This is a genomic window from Antarcticibacterium arcticum, assembly GCF_007993795.1.
Classification (GTDB): domain Bacteria; phylum Bacteroidota; class Bacteroidia; order Flavobacteriales; family Flavobacteriaceae; genus Gillisia; species Gillisia arctica.
The window spans coordinates 2,909,047-2,932,814 of record NZ_CP042476.1 but is presented as its reverse complement, the minus strand read 5'-3'; the positions used below and the strand labels follow the sequence as shown (position 1 = coordinate 2,932,814).

The window sequence follows — 23,768 nt, the reverse complement described above, 5'->3', positions numbered from 1 at the left end:
CGTTGGTCTATGGATGCATATAATGATTATACAGCCATTTTTTTGCTGTTATCCCCTCTTTGTTTCTACATTGTTGCTGTAAGTTTCCGGCTCATGGATAACAGCGCGCTGTTGTTTTTGCAAAAGGAGATCCTGGTAGATTCATCCAATGTTTCGGTGAAGGCCATAGAAGAGCAAATTGAATCTTCTATTGATTCCAAATTCAAAAAACAACTGAAACGGGCCTTATTCTTTAGAAAATTGCACCGCATTTTTATCATTTTAATGATCGCCTGCATCCCTGTAACAGTGATCACCTACTTCACACTATTTTAGTTTATCGTGCACCACGCTGTGCTCCCCGTTATTCCAGCTGGTTAAAATATCTGTAGCCACACAGGCCCCGCTGCCACAGGCAATTGCATACTGGCTGCGGTGTCCCGCAAGGCTTCCGGCAACATACATATTCTCTTTTACAAGATGGTCTTCATTGCGCAACTGTATCCTGTTCTTATGGGCAGGGGATTTTTTATGCGGAATAATATAAGGTTCCAGGTCTTGGATGGTAAGTAATTCTGAATAGCCAACAGCAATTACCACTTTTTGTGCAGTGTAGGAATTTTTGTTGGTGGTAATAAGAAAACCACCCTCTGCTGAAGATATCATTTTTACCTTTTCGCCTGTTATTTGCTGCACTTGTGGATACAGATCTTTAAGCTGAACCGCACCCTCCTTAAGAATTACTCCTCCCGAAGTCCCGGCCGGTATTCCAAGGGCATTATTGATAATTGCCGATTGAAGATGCGAAGCTTTCTGATGAAGCAAAATTCCTACATTTTTATTTAGCGCGTAAGATTTTTCTTTCGCCGATCCTAGCAACAGCGCACAGGATAAACCTGCGGCTCCCCCGCCTATGATAAGCACGTCAAAATCCATTACTGGTCGGCTTTTTTCTCAATTGCTTTGGAAGTGAGCAAAATTGCCAGCAACACGATCACACAGGCCGCGCAAAGAATTCCTATAAGGGCGATCCCGCTGTTCTTTTCAAGTAAATTATCAAAATTCAGGAGGGTAAAATTATACCCCAGCACTATGACTGCAAGCAGCATTAAAATGTAAATAAAGATCTTCATTATACTATTTATTCTGAAAATTAAAAGCCCTAATCGAACAGGCTCTGAATATTGGATGTGAATAATTTCACGGCTATGGCCAGCAAAATTACTCCAAATATTTTACGTATCACATTGATCCCTTGTTTGCCGAGGAAACGTTCCATTTTTCCCGAAGATTTCAGCACTATATAAACCACTACAATATTCAGTAAAATAGCCACGACAATATTAATAGCTTCATACTCTGCCCTCAGGGAAAGCAGAGTGGTCATAGTTCCCGCCCCGGCAATTAGCGGAAATGCCAAAGGCACAACAGCGGCAGTTTCCGGCGCATCATCTTTATAAAGGGTAATACCCAGGATCATTTCAAGCGCCAGGAAAAAAAGGATGAAGGAACCGGCTACCGCAAAGGAATTCACATCAATTCCTATAAGGTTAAGGATTTCTTTCCCTACAAAGAGAAAAACAATCATCAGGATCCCCGCCACTATAGTGGCCTTTTCACTTTGAATATGGCCCGCTTTTTTGCGCAGATCAATTATTATGGGAATACTCCCAATAATGTCAATTACTGCAAAAAGGATCATACTGGCCGTAGCAATTTCTCGAAAATCAAGGATCATAATGCGTTGCTTTAAAACAGGCACAAAATTACGCTTAAAAAGCAGAAATGAAATGATTTACAATGTAATTTTTAGAGAAACCGGTCCGGGAAATTTTGCCGAAAAAGCATCGGGGTATGCTTTGAAATAAATATCTTTGCGGCATGTTTCAAATAGGCAAAACCATAGTTTCTGAAGAGATCATCAAAAAGGATTTCGTGTGTAATCTTTCGGCATGCAAAGGCGCATGTTGTATAGACGGTGAGGCCGGTGCGCCGGTTGAGGAGGATGAAAAGAAAATTCTGGAAGATATCTATCCGCTGGTAAAACCCTTCCTGCGACCTGAGGGCATTGCAGCCATCGAGGCGCAGGGCACCTGGGTAATTGGAGAGGACGGGGAGCCCGAAACCCCCTTGATAAATGGCGCAGATTGTGCCTACGTCACCTTTGACAAACGCGGGACCGCACTTTGCGGCATTGAAGAAGCGTACAACCAGGGGGAGATCACCTGGAAGAAACCCGTATCCTGCCATTTATACCCGGTAAGAGTTCAGGATTATTCAGAATTTGCCGCAGTAAACTACCATCACTGGCATATTTGTGATGACGCCTGTTCCCTGGGCAAAGAATTACAGGTACCGGTCTATAAGTTCGTAAAACAAGCCCTTGTAAGAAAATTTGGTGAGGACTGGTATGAGGAGCTGGAAAAAACAGCTTTGGAAATTGAAGCTAAAAAGATGTGAGTTTTCAGTTCTCAGTTGTGAGTTCTCAGTTGTCGGTTGTAAGTTGTGGGTAATCAGTTGTGAGTTATCTGTTGTGAGTTCTCTGTTGTGAGTTCTCAGTTGTCAGTTATCTGTTGTGGGTTATCTGTTGTAATTAGGTGAAAGGCCTGCCTGCCGCAAGCAGGTTCAGGTTTAAAGTTTAATTTCTGCGCTATTCTGCAAAATCTGCTGGAGATCTTAATATTCCAGGTTCCGTTTGTAAGGTTTAATTTCTGCGCTATTCTGTGAAATCGGCGGGAAAACATTTTCAAACTATTTTTAACATACTCCTCTGAATTTCAAGCTTTAACACACCCATCCTAATCATTTTTTCCTTAAATTTGCGGGATACTCCCACAATACCCTAAGTAATTTTCCCCACACGAGAGCTCCTGCAGCCCTGGATTATGACGCATTAGCCACTTTATATCCCGTATAAGGTTTGGCTTTTTCCCCCTGGTTCCAAAAATTCTGACTTATGAGAAAAATTACTTTACTACTGTTCCTGCTGTTGCCTGCCTGTTGTCTGTTTCAGAATTCGCCCATCTTTGCGCAGCAGTATGCCGATTTAAATCATCAGAATCCGGCTGTACCTGCCAGTACCAACATCATATTTTCTGTAGATCCAAAAAATAACGGGGTAAACGAGGTGTTTATCAGGGAACCCGATATTGAGGCGCAACTGTATAAACTTAAAGGCGAATGTTATCGCTGTGAATTCTATTCTGGAAGTATCGAGGGGCCCTTTACTACCAAAGATTCCCGTATAAGACCGGGGAAAAAGGCAACTCTTACTATACACACTATGCAGAACCTTATGCCGGGAAAAGTTTTTGATCCGGGACCCTATCCGCCGGGATCCAGGTTTGGCCTGGGCCGTACAAAAGCCACCGTAATTGAAAATCAGAAAGGCACCTTTAAGCTAAGGATTCCGTAAAAAGAAAATAAAGAAATCCCAAACCTGGGGAAATCAGGTATATGAAATTTGCAAAACTGGATGTAAATTTTCCTTTTTACAAATCTCCGGAGCATTTCCGGCCAAACCTCTTTTATGAAACATCAATACCTGAAAATTTTGCTCCTTACTTTCGGCATTATACCGGGCGGCAATATCACGGCACAAAGCAGTTTACAGGGAAATTTACGCGACTGGAACAATGGGGATGCGGTGATCGCCTATTTTGGGATGTTTAACGGGGAGATGACAGAAATAGGCAGTATTAAGCCTGACGGCACATTACATATACCCCTGGATCCCGATTACGCCGCCAGCTTTAAAAAAATGGCCGAAAAGGAGTCCGCCGGCGCAGCAGAGGGTTGGACTATGAGTTACAACACGGTTTCAAGTGTTTTTCCCTGTATGTTTGAAGAAAATATCGCATTTACAAACGGAGATGAAATAGTTACCGGGCTTCCTGAATTTTTGATAACCGATAGATCCGGGGAAACCGAACACGGCTACCTCTATGCAGTAAGTTCTCCCGAGGTTGCAGCCTGGCTGGACTCTTATGGGGAGACTCCTGTAACCAAGGGTTATTATTTAAAGTGGATCTATACAGATGGCCCCGCAAGTGCAACTGGCGAATGTAAAATGCCCACATATACGGGAAATGGAGAGGAAATGTATGATGACACTATAATTTATGATGTTCAGCTTGAAAAAGGCTGGAATGTGCTGAAATATGAAATTGCAGAGATCTTTACCTCCCGGCCGGTAAATCCTATACGACCCTTACACGTGTAAGCCGGTTGCCGGCAGCACCGGAAGACCTGCAATGGCATGTCCCCGGCAATTGAACCCCACACCCCACATAAACCCCTGTTTTTAACCGGATGCAGCATGAAAAGCTGCCATCCTGCAAAAGTATAACCCTAAAAACAAACACCATGAAAAAAGCAGTATTATTGGGGGTTTTAATGATGTTTATCACCATCCCATCCCAGGCCCAGTTCCTCAAAAATCTTCAGAAAAAAGTAGAAAAAAGAGTGGAGAATACCGTTACCAACAAGGTAGCCGATAAAGCCGCGGCCGAAGCAGGAAAATCTGTTGACAATATGCTCAATTTCCAAATGGCAAACAGCGGGTTTGCGACCGGGTTTGAACAGGTGGACCCTTCAGAAATTCCTGAGATATATGAATTTGACTGGAGTTACGTGGTTAAAATGGAAACCAGGGATGGAGATATGATCTTAAATTATTTTCTGAAAAAAGATGCTCCTTATTTTGGATTTAAACTTCCCGATAATGATATGTTCATGGTCATGGATCCCAGTAAAAAGATTAATGTAATGTATATGCGGGCTGAAGGAAATAATATGGTTATGGCCACCAGGATCCCCGAATCCAATTCGGCAGAGTTGGCTGCCGATAAAAAGCAGGCAGATGAATTCAGCTTTAAGAAAATAGCGAATAAAACCATAATGGGCTATGATTGCTCTGGTTACCAGGGGGAGAACAAGGAAATGGTATTTACCTTTTATGTCACCCGGGAACCCGATATAAGTTTTGGCGACATATATAAATCTGATAAAACAAACCTGCCCAAAGGTTTCGATCCCCAATGGATTGAAGATGGTAATGGGATCATGATGCAAATGATCATGGAAGGAAAGAAAAATGCAAAAGAGAATGCTACATTAACCTGTATTGCACTTGAAAAAAAGCCGTTTAATATTAAAAAAAGTGATTATAACAGCTCTGCCGGGAATTGATCGCAGGAATTGATTCTTTAAATAATGGACCGTGGTCTTCCCGGGCATTCTTTAGTCGTTGACAGGCTTTTTAAAGTGTTCGGGATGTGATGAATTTCTATGGCATTTTCCATACTTATAAACTTCCCTTAGGAGACAGAAAGGAACAGGTACACATTGACTTCTCAATTGAAATGGGAAATTAAGGGACTCACAACAATACCTTTACTCCCCTCAAATTTTAATCAGGATGGAATCTTATAAGAACCGGGCTTTACAAAATATTCTTAGTTGCCAATGGGGTATTACATTCCATAAAATTACTTCCTGCCCACAAATTTCCTATGCTCCGGGATGCCCGATTGTGCGAAATTTCAGATTGGATTATCATCACGAGGAGCCTCTTTTTCCGCTGTTACAAACTATGTATCTTTAATGCTCCGGCGTCTTTAAAAAAGGAAATTTAAAATCTTTCCAAGGCAATTATCAACATTTTTACAACCTCCCGTGAGACACCTGTTTTAAAGGAAAAAGTGAATTTTCGCTGAAGCGCGTTGTATTATTATTAACACCATTCAAAACCTTGATATAGAGTTATTTACGGTTAAATTTTAACGATATTATAGGGGTTTTCAGAGAAGGCCGTGTTAAAAACTTTGTTGAAAACGTTTGATCAATATTCGGGGAAAATCTAATTGATTTTTCAATATTTGTTAATGCTATAATTCTTAGCATTTTTACAACCAGAAAAATCTATTGCCAATGGCTCAAACAGAACCCATTTTACAGGAAAACAAAGACAGATTCGTAATCTTTCCAATTAAACACCACGATATCTGGGATTGGTACAAAAAAATGGAAGCGAGTTTCTGGACTGCCGAGGAAATAGACCTTCATCAGGACCTTAATGACTGGACCAATAAACTAAATGCAGATGAGCGTTATTTCATAAAGCACATCCTGGCTTTCTTTGCAGCCTCAGACGGGATCGTAAATGAAAACCTGGCAGAGAATTTTGTAAATGAAGTACAATATTCAGAAGCTAAATTCTTTTACGGCTTCCAGATCATGATGGAGAACATCCATTCTGAAACTTACTCTTTGCTTATAGATACCTATGTAAAGGATGAGAAAGAAAAAGACCAGCTTTTTCACGCCATTGAAACCTTCCCTGCTATTCAAAAGAAAGCCGAGTGGGCATTAAAATGGATAGAATCTGATTCTTTTGCTGAAAGACTGATCGCATTTGCCGCTGTGGAAGGTATTTTCTTTTCCGGTGCGTTTTGCTCGATCTTCTGGCTTAAAAAACGCGGACTTATGCCCGGGCTTACCTTCTCCAATGAATTAATCTCCAGAGATGAAGGTGTGCATTGCGACTTTGCAGTACACCTGCACAACAATCACCTAATAAACAAAGTTTCCAAAGAGCGCATTCGCGAGATCATCGTGGATGCCCTTAACATAGAACGGGAATTCATAACCGAGTCATTGCCGGCCAGCCTTATTGGTATGAACGCAAAACTAATGACCCAGTATCTTGAGTTTGTGGCAGACAGGCTGCTTACCGAGCTGGAATGCGAAAAGGAATATGGCAGCAGCAATCCTTTTGACTTTATGGATATGATTAACCTGCAGGGTAAAACCAACTTCTTTGAAAAAAGAGTTGGAGAATATCAAAAAGCAGGGGTGATGAACAAAGACAAAGACACCAACAAAATAAGCTTCGACGCCGATTTTTAAAAAGGCGTCATCTACCGGGATGGGCTGAGTCCCCCAGCACGACCCCTCCCGGTTTTTTTAGTTTCCCCCGGCCGCCATTGCCCCCCGGCTTTGCGGTTCCTAATAAAAAAGCTGTGTGCAGAGACCCCACTCTTTGTATGCATTCAAACCAATTATATTATGTATGTACTGAAAAGAGACGGGCATAAAGAGCCTGTAATGTTTGACAAGATCACTGCCAGAATACGTAAATTATGCTATGGTCTAAATGAGATCGTAGACCCCCTGAAAGTGGCAATGAGAGTTATTGAAGGACTCTATGACGGGGTTACTACCAGTGAACTGGACAACCTGGCTGCCGAAGTTTCAGCTACCATGACTACCGCCCACCCCGATTATGCAAGGCTTGCAGCGCGCATTTCGGTCTCCAACCTTCATAAAAACACCAAAAAATCTTTCTCTGAGGTAATGGCAGATCTTTATGAGTATGTCAACCCCCGCACCGGTAAAGAGGCGCCATTGCTTTCAGAGGAAGTTTATAAGGTAATTCAGGAAAATAAAGAATTGCTGGATTCCACTATTATTTACAACCGGGATTTCGGATATGATTATTTCGGCTTTAAAACCCTGGAACGTTCCTACCTCTTAAAACTTAACGGAAAGATCGCTGAGCGCCCCCAACATATGCTCATGCGGGTTTCCATTGGGATCCATATAAATGATATAGATGCAGCCATAGAAACCTATGAGCTTATGTCTAAAAAATATTTTACACACGCTACCCCAACATTGTTCAATTCGGGTACCCCAAAACCCCAAATGTCCTCCTGTTTCCTTCTGGCTATGAAGGATGACAGTATAGACGGGATCTACGATACTCTCAAACAAACGGCAAAGATCTCCCAGTCTGCCGGTGGTATTGGCCTTTCTATTCACAACGTGCGCGCTACCGGTTCCTATATTGGTGGAACCAATGGTACCTCTAACGGGATAGTGCCCATGTTGCGCGTTTTTAATGACACCGCCCGCTATGTAGACCAGGGTGGCGGAAAAAGAAAAGGTTCCTTTGCCATGTATGTAGAACCCTGGCATGCAGATATCTTTGACTTTCTGGACCTGAAAAAGAACCACGGAAAAGAAGAGATGCGCGCCCGTGACCTGTTTTACGCTATGTGGATCCCAGATCTTTTCATGCAGCGCGTAGAGCAGGATTCTACCTGGACCCTGATGTGCCCTAACGAATGCCCGGGATTATTTGACATTCACGGCGAAGCATTTGATGAACTTTACCATCAATATGAAGCCGAAGGAAAAGGCCGGAAGACCATAAAAGCCCGTGAACTTTGGGAAAAGATCCTCGAATCCCAGATCGAGACCGGAACGCCGTATATGCTTTACAAAGATGCCGCTAACCGGAAATCCAATCAGCAAAATCTTGGTACCATCCGTTCCTCCAACCTTTGTACCGAGATCATGGAATTTACCAGTGAAGATGAAGTTGCCGTATGCAACCTTGCCTCTATCGCTCTGCCCATGTTTATCAAAGGAAATGAGTTTGACCACAAGGAACTTTTCCGTATAACAAAACGGGTTACCCGAAACCTCAACCGGGTTATAGACCGCAATTACTATCCTGTAATTGAGGCTGAAAATTCCAATATACGGCACCGTCCTGTAGGACTTGGTGTTCAGGGTCTGGCAGATACATTTATTAAACTAAGACTGCCGTTTACCAGCGATGAAGCAAAAAAGCTGAATGAGGAGATCTTTGAAACCCTTTATTTTGCAGCTGTTACGGCTTCCATGGAAATGGCAAAAGAAGAAGGTCCGTATTCCACCTTTAAAGGATCGCCCATAAGCAAAGGGCAATTCCAGTACAATCTTTGGGGATTACAGGATGAAGAACTAAGCGGCCGCTGGGACTGGGCAAAATTACGTAAGGATGTGATGAAGCACGGGGTGCGCAACTCCCTGCTTGTAGCTCCTATGCCTACAGCATCCACTTCCCAGATCCTTGGTAACAATGAAGCTTTTGAACCTTACACCTCAAATATATATACCCGAAGGGTCCTTTCAGGAGAATTCATTGTGGTTAACAAGCATTTACTGGAAGACCTTGTTGCCCGGGATCTCTGGACTGAAGATGTAAAAGATGCTATTTTGCGGGCCAACGGATCTGTTCAGGATATTGATATTATTCCGCAGGACCTGAAGGAGCTTTACAAAACTGTTTGGGAACTGAGCATGAAGGACATTATTGACATGTCAAGACACCGCGGTTATTTCATCGATCAGTCGCAATCGCTCAACCTGTTCATGGAAAATGCCAATTACAGCAAGCTTACCTCTATGCATTTTTACGCCTGGAAGAGCGGACTTAAAACCGGAATGTACTACCTGCGCACCAAGAGCGCAGTAGACGCAATAAAATTCACCCTTAAAAAAGAAGAGAAAAAAGAACCTGTACCTGTTTTTGCTGCAGAACCTGAGGTCCCCACGGCCCGGGCAGCAACTCCCCGCATGGAAACAGAAGGCAATTCCCTCTCCCCTGAAGAATTACGTGCTATCATTGCACAATCCAAGGAAGCTGAAGGAGATGATTGCTTAATGTGCGGTTCTTAAATACCCCGTTTATTTTAGTTACGTTTACCCATTACAGGGAAGTATTCAATAGATTACTTCCCTTTTTTGTTATTTTTGATATTTCCCGCGGAATTCGCAGATTTTCGCAGAGACTTTCCGCGAAATTCTGCGAATTCAGCGGGAGAAAATTTTTAAGAACTTATGGAGAATGAGATTTCATACAAGATAAGAGGCGCAATATTTAATGTGTATAAACATTTTGGGCCGGGTCTTTTGGAATCTGTATATATAGCAGCCTTTCAAGCCGATTTACAGAAAGAAGGTTTACAGGTGAGAAAAGAGGTACCGGTACCGGTCTTTTATAAAAATCAAAAGCTGGAAGTAGGGTTTAGAATTGATCTGTTAGTGAATGAGAAGGTAATTATAGAAGTTAAATCGGTTGAAAATATTGCCGAGGTTCATCATAAACAGGTTATTACATATTTAAAACTCACTAACCTTAAACTTGCAATTCTGGTAAATTTTAATGTAGAAAATATAAATTCAGGGATCTTTAGAAAAGTAAACGGCTTATAAGATCTGCGATAATCAGCGAATTCTGCGGGAAACCGTGGGAGAAGAAAAAATAATAAAGTATGATGAACTGGGAACAACTCCTGTCTTTGAAGCGTTATGGAGATAAGAATAAAAGGCTTCGCAGGGAGCAGGATGAAACCCGGCTGGGGTTTGAGGTAGATTATGACAGGATCATATTTTCCTCGGCCTTCCGAAGTTTACAGGATAAAACACAGGTAATCCCGCTTTCTAAAACCGATTTTATTCATACCAGGCTTACTCACAGCCTCGAAGTATCTGTAGTTGGCCGATCCTTAGGCCGCCTGGCGGGACAAAAGATTCTGGAGAAGCATCCACACCTTAAAACCATTCACGGCTACCAGATGAACGATTTTGGTGCCATAGTAGCCGCTGCTGCGCTGGCGCACGATATAGGAAATCCGCCGTTCGGGCATTCAGGAGAAAAAGCCATTGGAGAATATTTTAGTCTGGGCAACGGAAAACGGTTTAAAGACCAACTTACCACACAGGAATTTGAGGACCTCACAAGATTCGAAGGCAATGCTAACGGATTTAAGATCCTAACCGAAAACCGCCCTGGGGTAGATGGCGGGATACGCCTCTCTTATGCCACCCTGGGAGCTTTTATTAAATATCCCAAAGAGTCGCTTCCCCATAAACCTACCCGCAATATTGGCGATAAAAAATTCGGGGTCTTCCAGACGGAGAAAGCCATATTTGAAGAAATAGCCGCTGAACTGGGACTGCTCTCGGTTCGCAATGGTGAAAAAGTTGCTTTTGCGAGACATCCCCTGGCATTTCTCGTAGAAGCGGCAGATGATATTTGCTACACCATTATTGATTTTGAGGACGGGATCAATCTTGGACTTATCAATGAAGAATATGCCCTTGAGTATCTTATAAAACTGGTAAAGAATAGCATCAACACCTCAAAATACCATAGCCTCACCAATACTGCAGACAGGCTGAGCTATTTGCGCGCGCTGGCTATTAATACACTTATCAAAGAGGCGGTAGAGCTGTTTCTGAAAAACGAGGAGGCCATTCTTGCCGGGGAGTTTCACGAGTCGTTATTTGACAAAAGCAGTTATGAAGCCCAGATAAAGGATATTATTAAAATAAGTGTAGAGCGCATTTACCAGAGTGAAGAGGTAGTACACAAAGAGATCGCGGGCTATAAGATGTTGTCGCATTTGCTGGACACCTACACCAGGGCTTTTTTGCCGGAGGAAGAAATGCAGAATTCCAATTTCAATAAGCTGGTGAGAAAATCGGTACCCAAGCTTGTGATTAATGAAGAGGGGAGCGTTTACCAGATTCTTCTGCAAATATGTTCCTATACCGCATCTTTAACAGATGGGATCACTGTATCATCTTTTGAGAAGTATAAGGGATTAAGTTTGTAAGCTAAATTTTTTTAATAGGGCTTACCGGTTTCAGGGGAAATTCTTTCTGGGGGCGTTGAAGTACGTTCCCATATTTAGAAAATTTTGGAATTTAAAAATAGCTCAAAGGTTGCGGCAAAGGTTTATTATTAAAACTCATAAACCACTCCCACTCCCAACATTTGTTTAAACTGAACTTTTGGCCCCAGGGTTTCAAGATTTCCGTCCCCGTTGATGTCCTCCTTTACCTTAACATCATCATCATACCTTAGGTGAGAGCCAATGCTTGCTTTGATAAATGTGTTCACTACCATGTTTACATTCATTTGCCAGTCAACATCCACATTCCCGAATTTATTGAGATAATCTGAATACAGACTTATCTGGTTATCCAGGTTTACATTTTTAAAGACCTCTTTGGTAAATCCACTGGTGACAAGCACTCCAAATTCTGTACGAACCCGTTCTCCTTCCTCCAGGATGTTCCCTTCTTCGTCCTTTACCGCCGGGGTCACGCCAAACATTCCTTCATTGGAGAGCACCCTGTCCAGTACAAAAGTAGATTTCTGGGTAACGGGCGAGATATAGACGGTAAGGTCATCTTTTGGGTGGGAATACTCGGTTCCAATCCCAAGGAATACGTAGCCGGGCGCCATAAATTTAGAAATTGGCCGGTTGGTATCGGGATAGCGGTACCCGTTGGCAAACTGTGTGTTAAAATTAAATTTAGCCGAATACCTGAAGTTGGAAACCGAATCACGACGGTAACCAAATGTAGAACTCACCTGGATCTGGTCTTCACTTTTCCTGAGTTCCCTTCCCTCCTGGGCGTTCAAACCGTATCTCATAGAAGCATTACTTTTCCAGGAAAGTAATTTCTTTTGGTATTTACGCTCAAAATTCCCGTGAAAAAGGGCAGATATTGAATTATTTCCCCCTGAGTTCCAGTTAATAAAAGCCACTTCATTAAAATTCACTCCCACCGCATTTTTTTTGGTCCAAAAGATCATCACTTCCTGCGGCTCATTGGCAATAGAATCTGGAAGCACATCTTTCTTTACTTCGGTAGTATCGGTTTTTGTAGTATCAATCCTCACCATTTTTAAACCTGAAGCCTGCATTGCGAAACCAAAAAGAATAAAGAAGGCTAAAAGATAGGAGCGGGTAGGATAAGAAACGTGGGGCATTGGTAAAATGGGGACTTAAATTATTATTCCAACAAACTTTTAATCGTTGAGGCTATACTGTGAACGTCAATTTTTGCGATTTCATATAATTCATCTACACTTCCTTGTTCAATAAATGCATCTGGCACTCCAAGACATTCAATAATAGCCGGGTAGCGGTGCTTTGCAGCAAATTCCAGAATTGCGCTTCCAAATCCGCCGGTAACAACACCATCTTCTACCGTGACGATCTTTGCAAACTTATCAAAAATATGATGAAGAAGGCTCTCATCCAGAGGTTTAACAAATTTGGCATCAAAATGCGCAACTTTTCCCTCTTCTGCTGAAATTTTTACAGCGTTTTTTACATTTTCTGAAATACTGCCAATACTAATAATAGCCACTTCCTCTCCGTCAGAAAGTTTTTCCCCTTTCCCGTATTCAATCTTCCTGAATTCTTGTTGCCAGTTGGGGATGGTTCCTCTCCCCCTGGGGTATCTTATAGCAATAGGTCCCGGAAGATCTGACTGCACGGTAAACAGCAAATTTCGCAGCTCTACCTCATTGGCAGGGGCTGCTATCATAAGGTTTGGAATGCAACGTAAACTGGCAATATCAAAAACCCCATGATGGGTGGCTCCATCTTCCCCTACCAACCCGGCACGGTCAAGGCAAAAGATCACCGGCAGATTTTGTAAGGCCACATCATGTATCACCTGGTCATAAGCCCTTTGCAAAAAGGTTGAATATATATTACAATACACTACAAATCCGCGGGTAGCCATGCCCGCTGCCAGTGTAACCGCATGTTGCTCTGCGATACCAACGTCAAAAGCCCTTTCAGGAAAAGCATCCATCATAAACTTCAGGGAACTTCCGGTGGGCATGGCCGGGGTGATCCCTATGATCTTTTCATTTTGCCTGGCGAGCTCTACCAAAGTGAGTCCAAAAACATCCTGGAATTTCAACGGCAGGCCTTTGGTTTCATAGGGCAAAAGTTCTCCCGTATCTGGTACAAATTTTCCGGGGGCGTGGTACTTCACCTGGTCCTCTTCGGCTTTTTTTAAACCCTTTCCTTTTGTGGTGATCACGTGAAGGAATTTTGGCCCCTCAATATTTTTAAGTTCTTCAAAGGTTTGCAGCAATTCCGGAATATCGTGCCCGTCTACCGGGCCGTAATATTTAAAATTTAAGGCTTCTATAATATTGTTCTGAGCGGGTTTATAGCCCACTCTGGCTTTTGTGAGATATTGTTTTAAAGCCCCTACGCTATGGTCAATTCCAATAGCGTTATCATTGAGAACCACTAGTAGATTTGCATTGGTAACCCCTGCATGGTTAAGGCCTTCAAAAGCCATCCCGCTTGCGATGGAAGCATCACCAATTACCGCTATATGATGTTTGCCGGTTTCGCCTTTAAGATTCGAGGCAAGGGCCATTCCCAAAGCTGCAGAAATGGAGGTAGAGGAATGCCCGGTGCCAAAAGTATCGTATTCGCTTTCAGTGCGTTTTGGGAAACCGCTTAGCCCGTGCAACTGCCGGTTTGTATGGAAGCTATCCCTTCTCCCTGTAAGTATCTTATGGCCATAGGCCTGGTGACCTACATCCCAAACCAGCAGGTCTTCCGGTGTATTAAATATATAATGCAGGGCAATGGTAAGTTCGACCACACCCAGGCTCGCCCCTAAATGTCCCTCTTTGGAAGCGACTATTTCTATGATGAATTTGCGAAGTTCGGCCGCAAGTTCCGCCAGTTTTCCCTGCGGAAGTTTACGCAGGTCTTCCGGAGAATTTATACTTTGCAAAATACTTTTAGCCATAAAAGCAAAGGTACATTTTGAATTTGTAATTTTGAAGATGGATTTAATTTTTGACGACAGCTATTTTATGCGGAAAGCTCTCCAGGAAGCCGAAGCCGCCTTCGAGAAAGGTGAGGTTCCCGTGGGGGTGGTAGTGGTGATCAATAACCAGGTAATTGCCCGGGGTCATAATTTAACTGAATTGCTGCGCGATGTTACTGCCCACGCCGAGATGCAGGCAATAACGGCAGCCGCAAATTTTCTGGGAGGAAAATATCTTAAGGACTGTACAATGTATGTAAGCCTGGAACCCTGCCAGATGTGCGCCGGCGCACTGTACTGGAGTCAGCTGTCACGGTTGGTCTTTGCCGCCAATGATCCCGAAAGGGGCTACCGTAAAATGGGCGCAAAACTTCACCCAAAAACAAAAGTCACCCAGGGGGTTCTGGAAGAGGAAGCTTCGGTTTTGTTGAAGAGATTCTTTATTCAGAAAAGAAATTTAAACTAATAGAACATTCATTCACAGGAATCATTCATCTGAAATTGGTGAAATAAAAAGATCCCGCAACTCCTGGAGGAATTGCGGGATCTTATATTTTTTATTTCCTTCTAATTATTTCTCAAAAGATTCGGTTGCAATGGCCGACTGTGGTATATCCCACATATCTTCAAGTTCTTCCAGTGTTTTTCCTTTGGTTTCCGGAAGATACTTATAGGTAAAGAAAATTATAGAAAGGATAAATGCCGAAAAGATAAAATAAGGCAGTGACCCATTCCAGTAAGCAGAGTTATTAACTTCACTTTCTGCCACCAGCGGGAAAGATTGGGTTACCACATAATTGGCGGCCCATTGCGCAGCCACCGCTATAGACATGGCAACACTACGCATATTATTGGGGAACATTTCGGACAAGACCACCCAAACCACTGGCCCCATAGACATTGCAAAAGAGGCAATGAACAATAGAACCCCAATAAGGGAAATAATTCCAACAGTTCCATTCATCAAGGTGAATCCTAGCATTAAAAAGCCCGTTAGCATTCCCAAGGATCCTATGTAAATAAGAGGTTTCCGGCCAAATTTATCTACCGTTGCCATAGCAACAAACGTAAACACAAGATTCACGCCTGCGAGTAAGATTTGTTGTGCAAGCACGTCTTCCTGGCCAAAACCAAGGGCTTGCTCAAAAATATCGGCTCCATAATAAAGTACCGCATTAATACCGGTAAATTGCTGTAAGACCGAAAGAATAGTACCAATTACAATAATGGAAAATACCCCTTTGGCAAAAATATTGACCTTGACTTTTTTGTTATCTCTCATAATGGAATTCTCTATATCCTGAAATTCCATATCGGCCATTTCCTTACCATGGATCTTCACAAGCACTTCCAGAGCCTTTGATTTTTGTCCTTTTAATGCTAACCAGCGCGGGCTGCGGGGCACAAAAAACAACAGGACTAAAAACGATAAGCTGGGTATAAGTTCGCTCCACAGCATATACCTCCATCCATCCTGTATATTTTCTTCAGGGGTTGCAGCATTTCCTATGAAATAAGTTACCAGAAACACCACGAAAAATCCAATTACAATTGCCAGTTGGTAATAGGTTACCAACGTACCCCTTATCTTGGCAGGTGCAATTTCAGCAATATATGTGGGAGCATTCATAGACGCGATCCCAATTCCAAGACCTCCCAGAAGACGGAATATTACCAGTAGTGTAACGCTTTGAGGCATAAAATCAGGTAACCCTGAACCCCAGGCTGAAATTGAAAATAAAACAGCTGAAATAATCAGGGAATATTTTCTACCTACAGCATTGCTCAAGGGACCGGAGATAACAGCTCCAAAGAAACAACCTATAAGGGCACTACCTACAACCCAGCCTTTCATTCCCGCGTCCAGGTCAAAATACTGACTGAAATAATACTGGGATCCATTAATAACCCCGGTGTCATATCCAAAAAGGAGACCTCCCAGGGCTGAAACAATAGTAATAAGAATTAAGTATGTTTTGTTTTTCATATGTAAATGATAATTGTTTTTTTAACGGTCATACGCAATTGGCATATCCCTGCCTGCCGGCAGGCAGGTTCATAGGTTATTTTATCGAGTTTCCGATATACCCAATAGATGGGTTAAATCTAAATAAAATAAACCAAAAACAAGTTATTTGCGGGTTACTTTGATATGATCTACATAGAATTTGGCGGGAAAAACCGAATCATCTACTTCCGGCCCTCCAAAATTGCCTCCCACGGCCATATTTATTAAAAAGTAGAAAGGATGCCTGAAAGGATAATGAGCATCATCATACACGGGTGGTTTAAAAGTATAGACATGCTTCCCGTCTATGAAATATTGAATGTCATCCCTGGTCCATACGGTTTTATATGTGTGATATCCTTCCTCAATGTCTTTTATAACAGTCTTTTTGGAACTGGCATTACCTGCATGATTAGCAGGAGTATGAAGGGATGAATAAATGGTATGAGGTTCCCTGCCCACGTATTCCATGAGATCTATTTCTCCGGATGCCGGCCAGCCCACTTCATTAATATTGGTACCCAACATCCAGATAGCAGGCCAGAGTCCCTCACCTGTCGCAAGCTTGGCCCTTACTTCAATAGTCCCATACTGGAACTCAATTTTATCTTTGGTGTTAACCTTTCCTGAAAAATATTTATCTCCCTTTTTTACAGCTTCAATCACCAGTTTCCCATCCTCTATCGTTACGTAATCCCGGCTGTAGATCTGGCGCTCATTATTTCCCCAACCGCAAAGATTGGGGCAACCGTCACCTTCTTCATAATTCCAGTGTTCCATATTTAAGCTATCGCCATCAAAATTTTCTTCAAAAATGACCTGGGCTCTTGGAGAACAGGAGAAAAACAAAAAGAGTACGAGGGATAAAGAAAGGCTGGGCTGAAATTTCATTTATTATTTATTTAAACTGAATGTTGTCTTTTTAAGATCACGGGAATTACTGCCGGTCAGGATCTCAAAATCTCCGGCTTCAGATTCCCATTTTCGGTTTGCATTGTAGAACTGAAGCATCTTATCATCAATAGTAAAAATTACGTCCATTGATTCCCCTGGAGCGAGCTCGATCATCCTGAAACCTTTCAATTCTTTTACAGGACGGGTGGTGCTGGAAACCAGATCTCTAAGATAAAGCTGTACAACCTCTTTTCCACTAACTTTCCCGGTATTTTTTACTGTAACTTTTACTTCCAGAGTTTCATTTTCCTTCATCGTGTTGGCAGAAAGCTGTGGCTCACCATATTCAAAAGTTGTATAACTAAGCCCAAAACCAAAGGGGAACAACGCATCTTTCGGGGAATCTGTATACCCGGAAAATGTTACATGTTCGGGATTTGAGGGCCTTCCTGTATTTTTGTTGTTATAGTAAAGTGGCTCCTGTCCTACGGCTCTTGGAAAAGAAACCGGAAGTTTTCCGGAAGGATTGTACCTGCCAAAAAGAACATCGGCAATGGCATTTCCGCTTTCGGTACCTAACTGCCAGGCAACAGCGACAGCAGGAAGGTTTTCTGCCGCCCAGTTAATTTCCATAGGGCGACCGTTGATCAAGACCAAAACAATATTTTTATTTACTTTATAGATCTCTTCCAGCAATTGCTGCTGAACTCCTGCAAGGCCAATATTAACCTGGCTTCGGCCTTCACCGCTCTGAAATGCATCTTCGCCAAGCACCATCACAACCATTTCGGCTTTTTTAGCAACCGCAACCGCCTCAGCAAATCCTGAAATGTCGGTCTTATTGATCTTCAGCGGAAATAAAAAGCTACGCTCCCCCATTCCAAGATCTGCACCTTTGGCATAAGTTACCTTTACTCCTTTTCCTACCGCACGTTTAATCCCTTCAAGCACAGAAACGGCAGAATTTTCTTCCCCCTGCCCTCTCCAGTTTCCTATTGGGGTATCTTTATCATCTGCCAACGGCCCTATTACAGCAATGTTTTTAACTGAAGGGCTTATTGGTAAAATTGATTTATCATTTTTAAGCAGCACTATAGATTTTTTTGCAACATCCCTGGAGGCATTGCGGTGCTCTTCAAAAGAAATATTTTTTAAAGTTTCTGCATTGGAATACCGGTAAGGATCTTCAAAAAGACCCAGTTTAAACTTTACCCGAAGTACTCTTTTCGCCGCATCATCTATAAAATTCTCCTGAATCTTCCCTTCCCTTACCAACTGTACCAGCCCGGATTCATAAGCCCCGCCTTCCATATCCATATCGCTGCCCGCATTCATTGCAATCTCTGCGGCGTGTTTCTTGTCCCTTGCAAAACCGTGATCTATCATTTCGGAGATCGAAGCCCAGTCTGAAACAATGAATCCGTCATAGTTCCATTCCTCTTTCAGGATATCCCTTTGTAAAATCTTATGGCCGGTGGCAGGAGTTCCGTCAAGGTCATTAAAGGAATTCATAAAGGTGGCTACCCCGGCTTCAGCAGCAGCTTTAAAGGGGGGCAACACTGTGTTGTGCAGTTCATTCTCGCCTATATGAACGGTGTTATAATCGCGTCCTGCTTCAGCAAGACCATAACCTGCAAAATGCTTGGCGGTGGCAGCTATTGAATGAGGATGAGAAAGATCATTTCCCTGGTAACCCTTAATCTTAGCCACTGCTACCTTTGAGGTAAGGTAAGGATCTTCCCCGGAGCCTTCCATTATTCTACCCCAACGGGCATCCCTTGAAATATCGATCATTGGGGAAAAGGTCCAGTTCACTCCATGAGCGGCTGATTCTAAAGCTGCGATCCTTGCAGCTTCTTCCATGGCTTCAAGGTCCCAACTTGCAGTTTCCCCTAACGGCACGGGGAATATGGTTTTATACCCGTGTATTACATCATATCCAAATAATAAAGGGATCTTGAGTCGGGAATTTTCCATTACGAGTTTTTGAGCCTCGGTAGTAGCTTCTATAGAAAGTACATTAAGCATAGCTCCCACAAGCCCATTCTTAAGATTTTCTTCTTTTTGTTTCGTATCGAGATTGGAAGCTGGACCGGTAAGGTCCCAGCTGCCATTATAAAGAACCAGCTGACCTACTTTTTCCTCAAGGGTCATCAAGGCCAGCAGGGAGTCTATTTTCTTCTCTACATCTTGAACAGAACTTTGGATAGGGGTTGTTTGTCCCTGGGCCGTGATGCATCCAAGGATCAACACAGCCAAAATGCTTAATTTTTTCATTTAAAGTAGTTAATTGGAGCCTTTAGAAAAGGAAGCTTTTTATTAAATATCATCCTGTTTAAGTTTTATTCGGTTAAAACATAAGTTTGTTTCAGGTCTTTAATGATAATTTCAAACTCTCCGGCTTCAACCTTAAATTCTCCCCTGGGAGAAAAATACCCAAAGCTATTGGTATTCAGCTCAAACTCTACTGTATAAATTTCTCCAGGTTCCAGTGAAATCTTCTCAAACTTTCTTAGACGTTTAACATCTGGAGTAATCTCTGATGCATACAAGTCTGATGTATATAATTCTATTACTTCCTTTCCGGTTAATTTCCCTGTATTGGTCACATTTACTTTCACCTTGATTTTATCGCCATTTTTTCCGGTAAGTTTATCCAGCTGCAAATTTGAATATTCAAAAGTTGTATAACTTAACCCGTCACCGAAAGAGTATTGGGGACTGTAATCTGCCTCATAGTTATAGACTCCTTCCGACTTTTTCTGCTCTTCAGAATGTTTATGGATATATGGGATCAGGGCATTGGGGAAGCGCGGGTAATTGTAGGGAAGTTTTCCTGAAGGGTTCACATCCCCAAAAATAACATCGGTAAGGGCATCCCCGCCATAATTTCCGGGTAAGTAGGTTTGCACTACGGCAACCATGTCTTTTTCAAATTTGCTGATAATCCTAGGACGACCCTCATTTAGAACCAGGATCACAGGTTTTCCTGTAGCAGCAAGTTTCTGCGCAAGTTCGGTTTGAAGATCAGAAAGGTAAAGGTCATTAAGGTCTCCCGGCTTTTCAGTATAGGTATTCTCTCCAAGCACCAGAAGGATAAAATCTATCTCACTTGCAACCGCAATTGCTTCATCAAATTTATCTTTTACCTCCTCGTAATACTTTCCCTCCTCAATATATTTCACTCCGGGAACAAATTTTACATTTTCCTTTCCAATCTTATTCTGAACGGCTTCTAAAACAGTATTGTATTGTTCACTGAATTCCGGCGTTTTTTCCCCCTGCCACGAATAAGTCCATGCACCGTTTAGGGTGCGCATAGAATTAGCGTTGGGCCCGGTTACCAATACCTTTACTTTTTTTTGAAGCGGGAGGATATTCTTTTCATTTTTAAGAAGGGTAATAGATTCCGCAGCCATTTCATAAGCAGCTTGTTCATGTTCCTTACTGCCAAACTTCGGATAATCCTTATAATAAGTTACAGGAGTCTCAAAAAGATTGAGAGCCAATTTTACTTTTAGAATACGGCGAACGGCGTCATCTATTCTTGATTCCTTTACTTCACCTTCTTTAACCAATTCCACCAGATTGTCAAAAAAGCGCTCATACTCATATGGCACCATAGACATATCCACTCCGGCATTGATCGCCATTTTGATAGCTTCTTTATCACTCACGGCAATACGATCCCTTCTGTGAAGGTTTTCAATATCTGCCCAATCTGTTACAACAAGTCCTTCAAAACCTAACTCTTCCTTAAGCAAGGCGGTTAAAAGATCATAATTCGCATGAACGGGGACTCCGTTGATTATTCCGGAATTCACCATTATAGTATGCGATCCGGCCTCTACGGCAGCTTTAAATGGGGGTAAGTGATATTCCCTGAGTACGTCCTGCGGAATGAAAGAAGGCGTTCTGTCTTTTCCTGAAGTCACGGCATGATATCCTAAAAAGTGTTTCATGGTTGAGGCAACGCGTTCGGGATGGCCAATATAGTTATCTTCCCCTTCATAACCATCTATCATAGCAACACCCAGGACAGATGCCAGATAAGGGTCTTCCCCAAATGATTCCCACATTCTTGAGAACCGTGGATCAAGTCCCAGATCGAGTACCGGAGAAAAATTCCAGGAAATTCCGCTGGCACGGGTTTCATAAGCAGTGATGGCTGCTCCTCTTTTTACCATTTCGGGATTTCGGCTTGCCGCCTGTCCTATTTGCTGTGGAAACATGGTAGCTCCGGCTGTGTAAGTGGCTCCATGAATTTCATCTACCCCATAGATCACAGGAATGTTAAGTCTTGTTTCTGTCTTAACCGTATTTTGAATCTCACTGATTATTGCATACCATTTCTCACGGGTCAACGCGCGGTTGTTGGCCGTATTCAGGAAGGAGCCCACGTGGTATTCCTTAACTGCCTTGGTAAGTAGTTTTTTGTCCAGATTGAAAGGTTCAAAGCTTGAAAAACGGTCATCTCCCTCTCCAATCACGTCTAAAGTTACCTGGGTCATTTGTCCCACTTTTTCCTCCAGTGTCATTAATGAAAGAATTGAATCAATCTTACTTTGATTCTGGGCCTGGCTAAAACCGCCAGTAAAGATTAACAAACCAAGAATTAGTTTTTTTCTCATTCTAAAAATTATTTGGGTTGATCCCTTACGGGATCGTAGTTTAAAAAATATATTATGATTTGGTTTTTTCAAACCGGATATTCTGAAGGTTAAAACCTCCATTTATAATCCTGAATTTTAATTTATTTTCGCCTTTTTTAAGTACAACATTGCCAAATTCCAGCCATTTCCATTCCCCTACGGTATTTAAAATATCCAGTCCGCCTACTACTTCCCCATTGACATTTGCAGCAGCTTTGCCTCCATCCTGCGAGGAAGCTATCCTGAAGGAAAGGTTGTAACTTCCGGCTTCTGAAGCTTTAAAGGAATATTGAAGCCACTCTCCTGCCTCGGTATCACCCACATAAACCTCATTGTTTTCCTGGAACAGATCAACCCCGTCATTACGGAATACACGACCGTTATTCCAGCTTTCCCTTTCTCCTCCGGTTGACACCCAGTAATTTCCGGACACACTGTCTTTATATGCATACCCTTCGTTTCCCAGATCATAATGGGCTGCAGATATTTCGGTGTTTTCTGCAATAGTAATGTCTTTAAAAGGAATGGTCTCTTCAGAATGAGGCTGACGTATCATGGCGTCTATTACGTCATAATGAATGATTCCATTTTCTATTTTTGTGTTTTCGGCGAGTTGCATGAAAGCTTTATATGCATCTTCTTCAGATGGTTTTTCACCCTTTCCGGTCCAGTAATTTAAAATATCCTGGTATCCCTGATTAACTTTTATTTCTACAGGATTATTAAAGCCCAGCTTTTTCAAAGGCCACCAACACCAGCCAATGTTATTATCCTCCATTAACCCAATAGCATCTGCAAACCAGGCATTTGAATTTTCTCCAGATTCCCCCAGCCAGATAGGAATATTATATTGCTCACGAAAATCAAGAAATTGCTGTATTGAAGCCTGGTCATTGTAACTCCAGTACTTGTGGAAACTCAAAACCATGTTGTCATCCCAAGGGGGTAGAATTCCATTATAATTGTTTCCCCACCCATTTCCTTCAATAATTACAATATGATTATTGTCAACCTCACGAATAGCTTGGGTGATCCTTACCTGAAGATCACGAATAAGTTTATTTTCGGTGTCTTCAATACCATTCAGGTTCTTCCCCTCTTCAAAACTCCAGTTAGGTTCATTGATAAGGTCATATGCTCCAATTACCGGCTCATCCTTATATCTCTGGGCCAGCTTTTTCCAGAGCTGTACCAGTTTCTCCTGATTTTCTTCGCTTTCCCATAATGAAGGTTTCGACGGATCACGATCAGAAATATTTACATCATGTCCCTGCCCCCGGGCGTTGCATGCATATCCAAAATTAGGTACATCCCATTATCCCTGCACCATTCAACCATTTGATCTGTCATCTCAAAACCCCTTTCAAGCCAGGTGTTTTCTCCCGCCACGGGTTCCTCCTCTACCGGAAGAGTGTAAAGGTTATAATGCATTGGCAATCTTATGGAATTAAAACCCCAGCTTTTTAAACTGTCTATATCTTTCTTCTGAGTGAAATTAGAAAGCCAGGTGCTATAAAATTCCTCTGTTCGTTCCTTTCCTATTAGTTCCTGCATATGTTGCTTAAAAACGTATTGCTGACCTGAAAAAGGAACCTTTAGCATATATCCTTCCTGTAGCATATGTCCTCCCAGACCAATCCCTCTAAGAATTACATTTTCGCCGGTCGCATCAATAATCTTCTTTTCTTCTGCACGCAGAAATCCCTGTTCTGAACCGGGCTCCTGGGAATAACCCGTCAATGAGAAAATGAGCAGAATGAACATAATAGTTCTTTTCATAATTTCTGGTTTTTAAT

At 42.3% G+C, this 23,768-nt stretch carries 21 protein-coding genes; 10 read left to right on the top strand and 11 right to left on the bottom strand.

From position 1 onward, the window contains the following. Positions 1-9: 9 nt before the first annotated feature. On the top strand, positions 10-315 hold the full coding sequence (locus tag FK178_RS13280) for a hypothetical protein (RefSeq protein WP_146836143.1): 306 nt from the start codon (positions 10-12) through the stop codon (positions 313-315). On the opposite strand, the gene FK178_RS13275 is transcribed toward FK178_RS13280, so the two are convergent. The 3 genes from FK178_RS13275 to FK178_RS13265 are packed head-to-tail and all read right to left on the bottom strand — an operon-like array spanning position 307 to position 1,717. Then, positions 307-915: an FAD-dependent oxidoreductase gene (locus FK178_RS13275; protein WP_146836141.1), complete on the bottom strand. Its 609-nt coding sequence runs from the start codon at positions 913-915 to the stop codon at positions 307-309. The genes FK178_RS13280 and FK178_RS13275 overlap by 9 nt on opposite strands. Further along, positions 915-1,112: a hypothetical protein gene (locus FK178_RS13270; protein ID WP_146836138.1), complete on the bottom strand. Its 198-nt coding sequence runs from the start codon at positions 1,110-1,112 to the stop codon at positions 915-917. The genes FK178_RS13275 and FK178_RS13270 overlap by 1 nt, the downstream gene beginning before the upstream one ends. Before the next feature lie 29 nt (positions 1,113-1,141). Then, positions 1,142-1,717, bottom strand: a complete 576-nt coding sequence (locus FK178_RS13265) for a MarC family protein (protein ID WP_205677187.1) — start codon at positions 1,715-1,717, stop codon at positions 1,142-1,144. A gap of 143 nt (positions 1,718-1,860) precedes the next feature. Between FK178_RS13265 and FK178_RS13260 the strand changes: the two genes are divergently transcribed. From FK178_RS13260 to dgt, 8 genes are all read left to right on the top strand, one after another. Continuing rightward, the gene (locus FK178_RS13260) at positions 1,861-2,439 is read left to right on the top strand and encodes a DUF3109 family protein (RefSeq protein ID WP_146836135.1); all 579 of its coding nucleotides are present in this window, start codon (positions 1,861-1,863) and stop codon (positions 2,437-2,439) included. Between the two features lie 496 nt (positions 2,440-2,935). Further along, entirely contained in the window at positions 2,936-3,394 is a 459-nt protein-coding gene (locus FK178_RS13255; RefSeq protein ID WP_146836131.1) for a hypothetical protein, read from the top strand. Positions 3,395-3,508: 114 nt separating this feature from the next. Then, positions 3,509-4,201, top strand: coding sequence for a hypothetical protein (locus FK178_RS13250; protein WP_146836129.1), 693 nt, complete (start codon positions 3,509-3,511; stop codon positions 4,199-4,201). Between the two features lie 143 nt (positions 4,202-4,344). Then, a complete protein-coding gene (locus tag FK178_RS13245; RefSeq protein ID WP_168194596.1) occupies positions 4,345-5,169 on the top strand; it encodes a DUF4412 domain-containing protein in 825 nt (274 codons plus the stop codon). Between the two features lie 741 nt (positions 5,170-5,910). Continuing rightward, entirely contained in the window at positions 5,911-6,888 is a 978-nt protein-coding gene (locus FK178_RS13240) for a ribonucleotide-diphosphate reductase subunit beta (protein WP_146836123.1), read from the top strand. 159 nt (positions 6,889-7,047) lie between these two features. After that, on the top strand, positions 7,048-9,489 hold the full coding sequence (locus tag FK178_RS13235; RefSeq protein ID WP_146836107.1) for a ribonucleoside-diphosphate reductase subunit alpha: 2,442 nt from the start codon (positions 7,048-7,050) through the stop codon (positions 9,487-9,489). A gap of 162 nt (positions 9,490-9,651) precedes the next feature. Further along, the gene (locus tag FK178_RS13230) at positions 9,652-10,026 is read left to right on the top strand and encodes a GxxExxY protein (protein ID WP_146836104.1); all 375 of its coding nucleotides are present in this window, start codon (positions 9,652-9,654) and stop codon (positions 10,024-10,026) included. A 62-nt stretch (positions 10,027-10,088) separates the two neighbouring features. Continuing rightward, entirely contained in the window at positions 10,089-11,432 is a 1,344-nt protein-coding gene (gene dgt / locus FK178_RS13225; protein WP_146837674.1) for a dGTP triphosphohydrolase, read from the top strand. Between the two features lie 128 nt (positions 11,433-11,560). On the opposite strand, the gene FK178_RS13220 is transcribed toward dgt, so the two are convergent. Continuing rightward, positions 11,561-12,598, bottom strand: a complete 1,038-nt coding sequence (locus tag FK178_RS13220) for a DUF3078 domain-containing protein (RefSeq protein ID WP_240793840.1) — start codon at positions 12,596-12,598, stop codon at positions 11,561-11,563. A gap of 23 nt (positions 12,599-12,621) precedes the next feature. Then, positions 12,622-14,397, bottom strand: coding sequence for a 1-deoxy-D-xylulose-5-phosphate synthase (locus FK178_RS13215; protein ID WP_146836101.1), 1,776 nt, complete (start codon positions 14,395-14,397; stop codon positions 12,622-12,624). Positions 14,398-14,434: 37 nt separating this feature from the next. Between FK178_RS13215 and FK178_RS13210 the strand changes: the two genes are divergently transcribed. Continuing rightward, a complete protein-coding gene (locus tag FK178_RS13210; RefSeq protein WP_146837667.1) occupies positions 14,435-14,884 on the top strand; it encodes a nucleoside deaminase in 450 nt (149 codons plus the stop codon). Between the two features lie 105 nt (positions 14,885-14,989). On the opposite strand, the gene FK178_RS13205 is transcribed toward FK178_RS13210, so the two are convergent. The 6 genes from FK178_RS13205 to FK178_RS15790 form a co-directional block, all read right to left on the bottom strand. After that, positions 14,990-16,405, bottom strand: a complete 1,416-nt coding sequence (locus tag FK178_RS13205; RefSeq protein WP_146836098.1) for a sugar porter family MFS transporter — start codon at positions 16,403-16,405, stop codon at positions 14,990-14,992. A gap of 144 nt (positions 16,406-16,549) precedes the next feature. Continuing rightward, positions 16,550-17,317 carry a glycoside hydrolase family 16 protein gene (locus FK178_RS13200; protein ID WP_146836093.1) on the bottom strand — a complete coding sequence of 256 codons (768 nt, stop codon included), beginning with the start codon at positions 17,315-17,317 and terminating at the stop codon, positions 16,550-16,552. Between the two features lie 3 nt (positions 17,318-17,320). Beyond that, the gene (gene bglX, locus FK178_RS13195; RefSeq protein ID WP_146836090.1) at positions 17,321-19,597 is read right to left on the bottom strand and encodes a beta-glucosidase BglX; all 2,277 of its coding nucleotides are present in this window, start codon (positions 19,595-19,597) and stop codon (positions 17,321-17,323) included. Between the two features lie 65 nt (positions 19,598-19,662). Next, positions 19,663-21,951, bottom strand: coding sequence for a glycoside hydrolase family 3 N-terminal domain-containing protein (locus FK178_RS13190; RefSeq protein ID WP_146836087.1), 2,289 nt, complete (start codon positions 21,949-21,951; stop codon positions 19,663-19,665). A 52-nt stretch (positions 21,952-22,003) separates the two neighbouring features. Beyond that, positions 22,004-23,146, bottom strand: coding sequence for a cellulase family glycosylhydrolase (locus tag FK178_RS15795; RefSeq protein WP_262711712.1), 1,143 nt, complete (start codon positions 23,144-23,146; stop codon positions 22,004-22,006). 83 nt (positions 23,147-23,229) lie between these two features. Further along, positions 23,230-23,751, bottom strand: coding sequence for a glycoside hydrolase family 5 protein (locus tag FK178_RS15790; protein ID WP_262711695.1), 522 nt, complete (start codon positions 23,749-23,751; stop codon positions 23,230-23,232). Positions 23,752-23,768 lie beyond the last annotated feature (17 nt).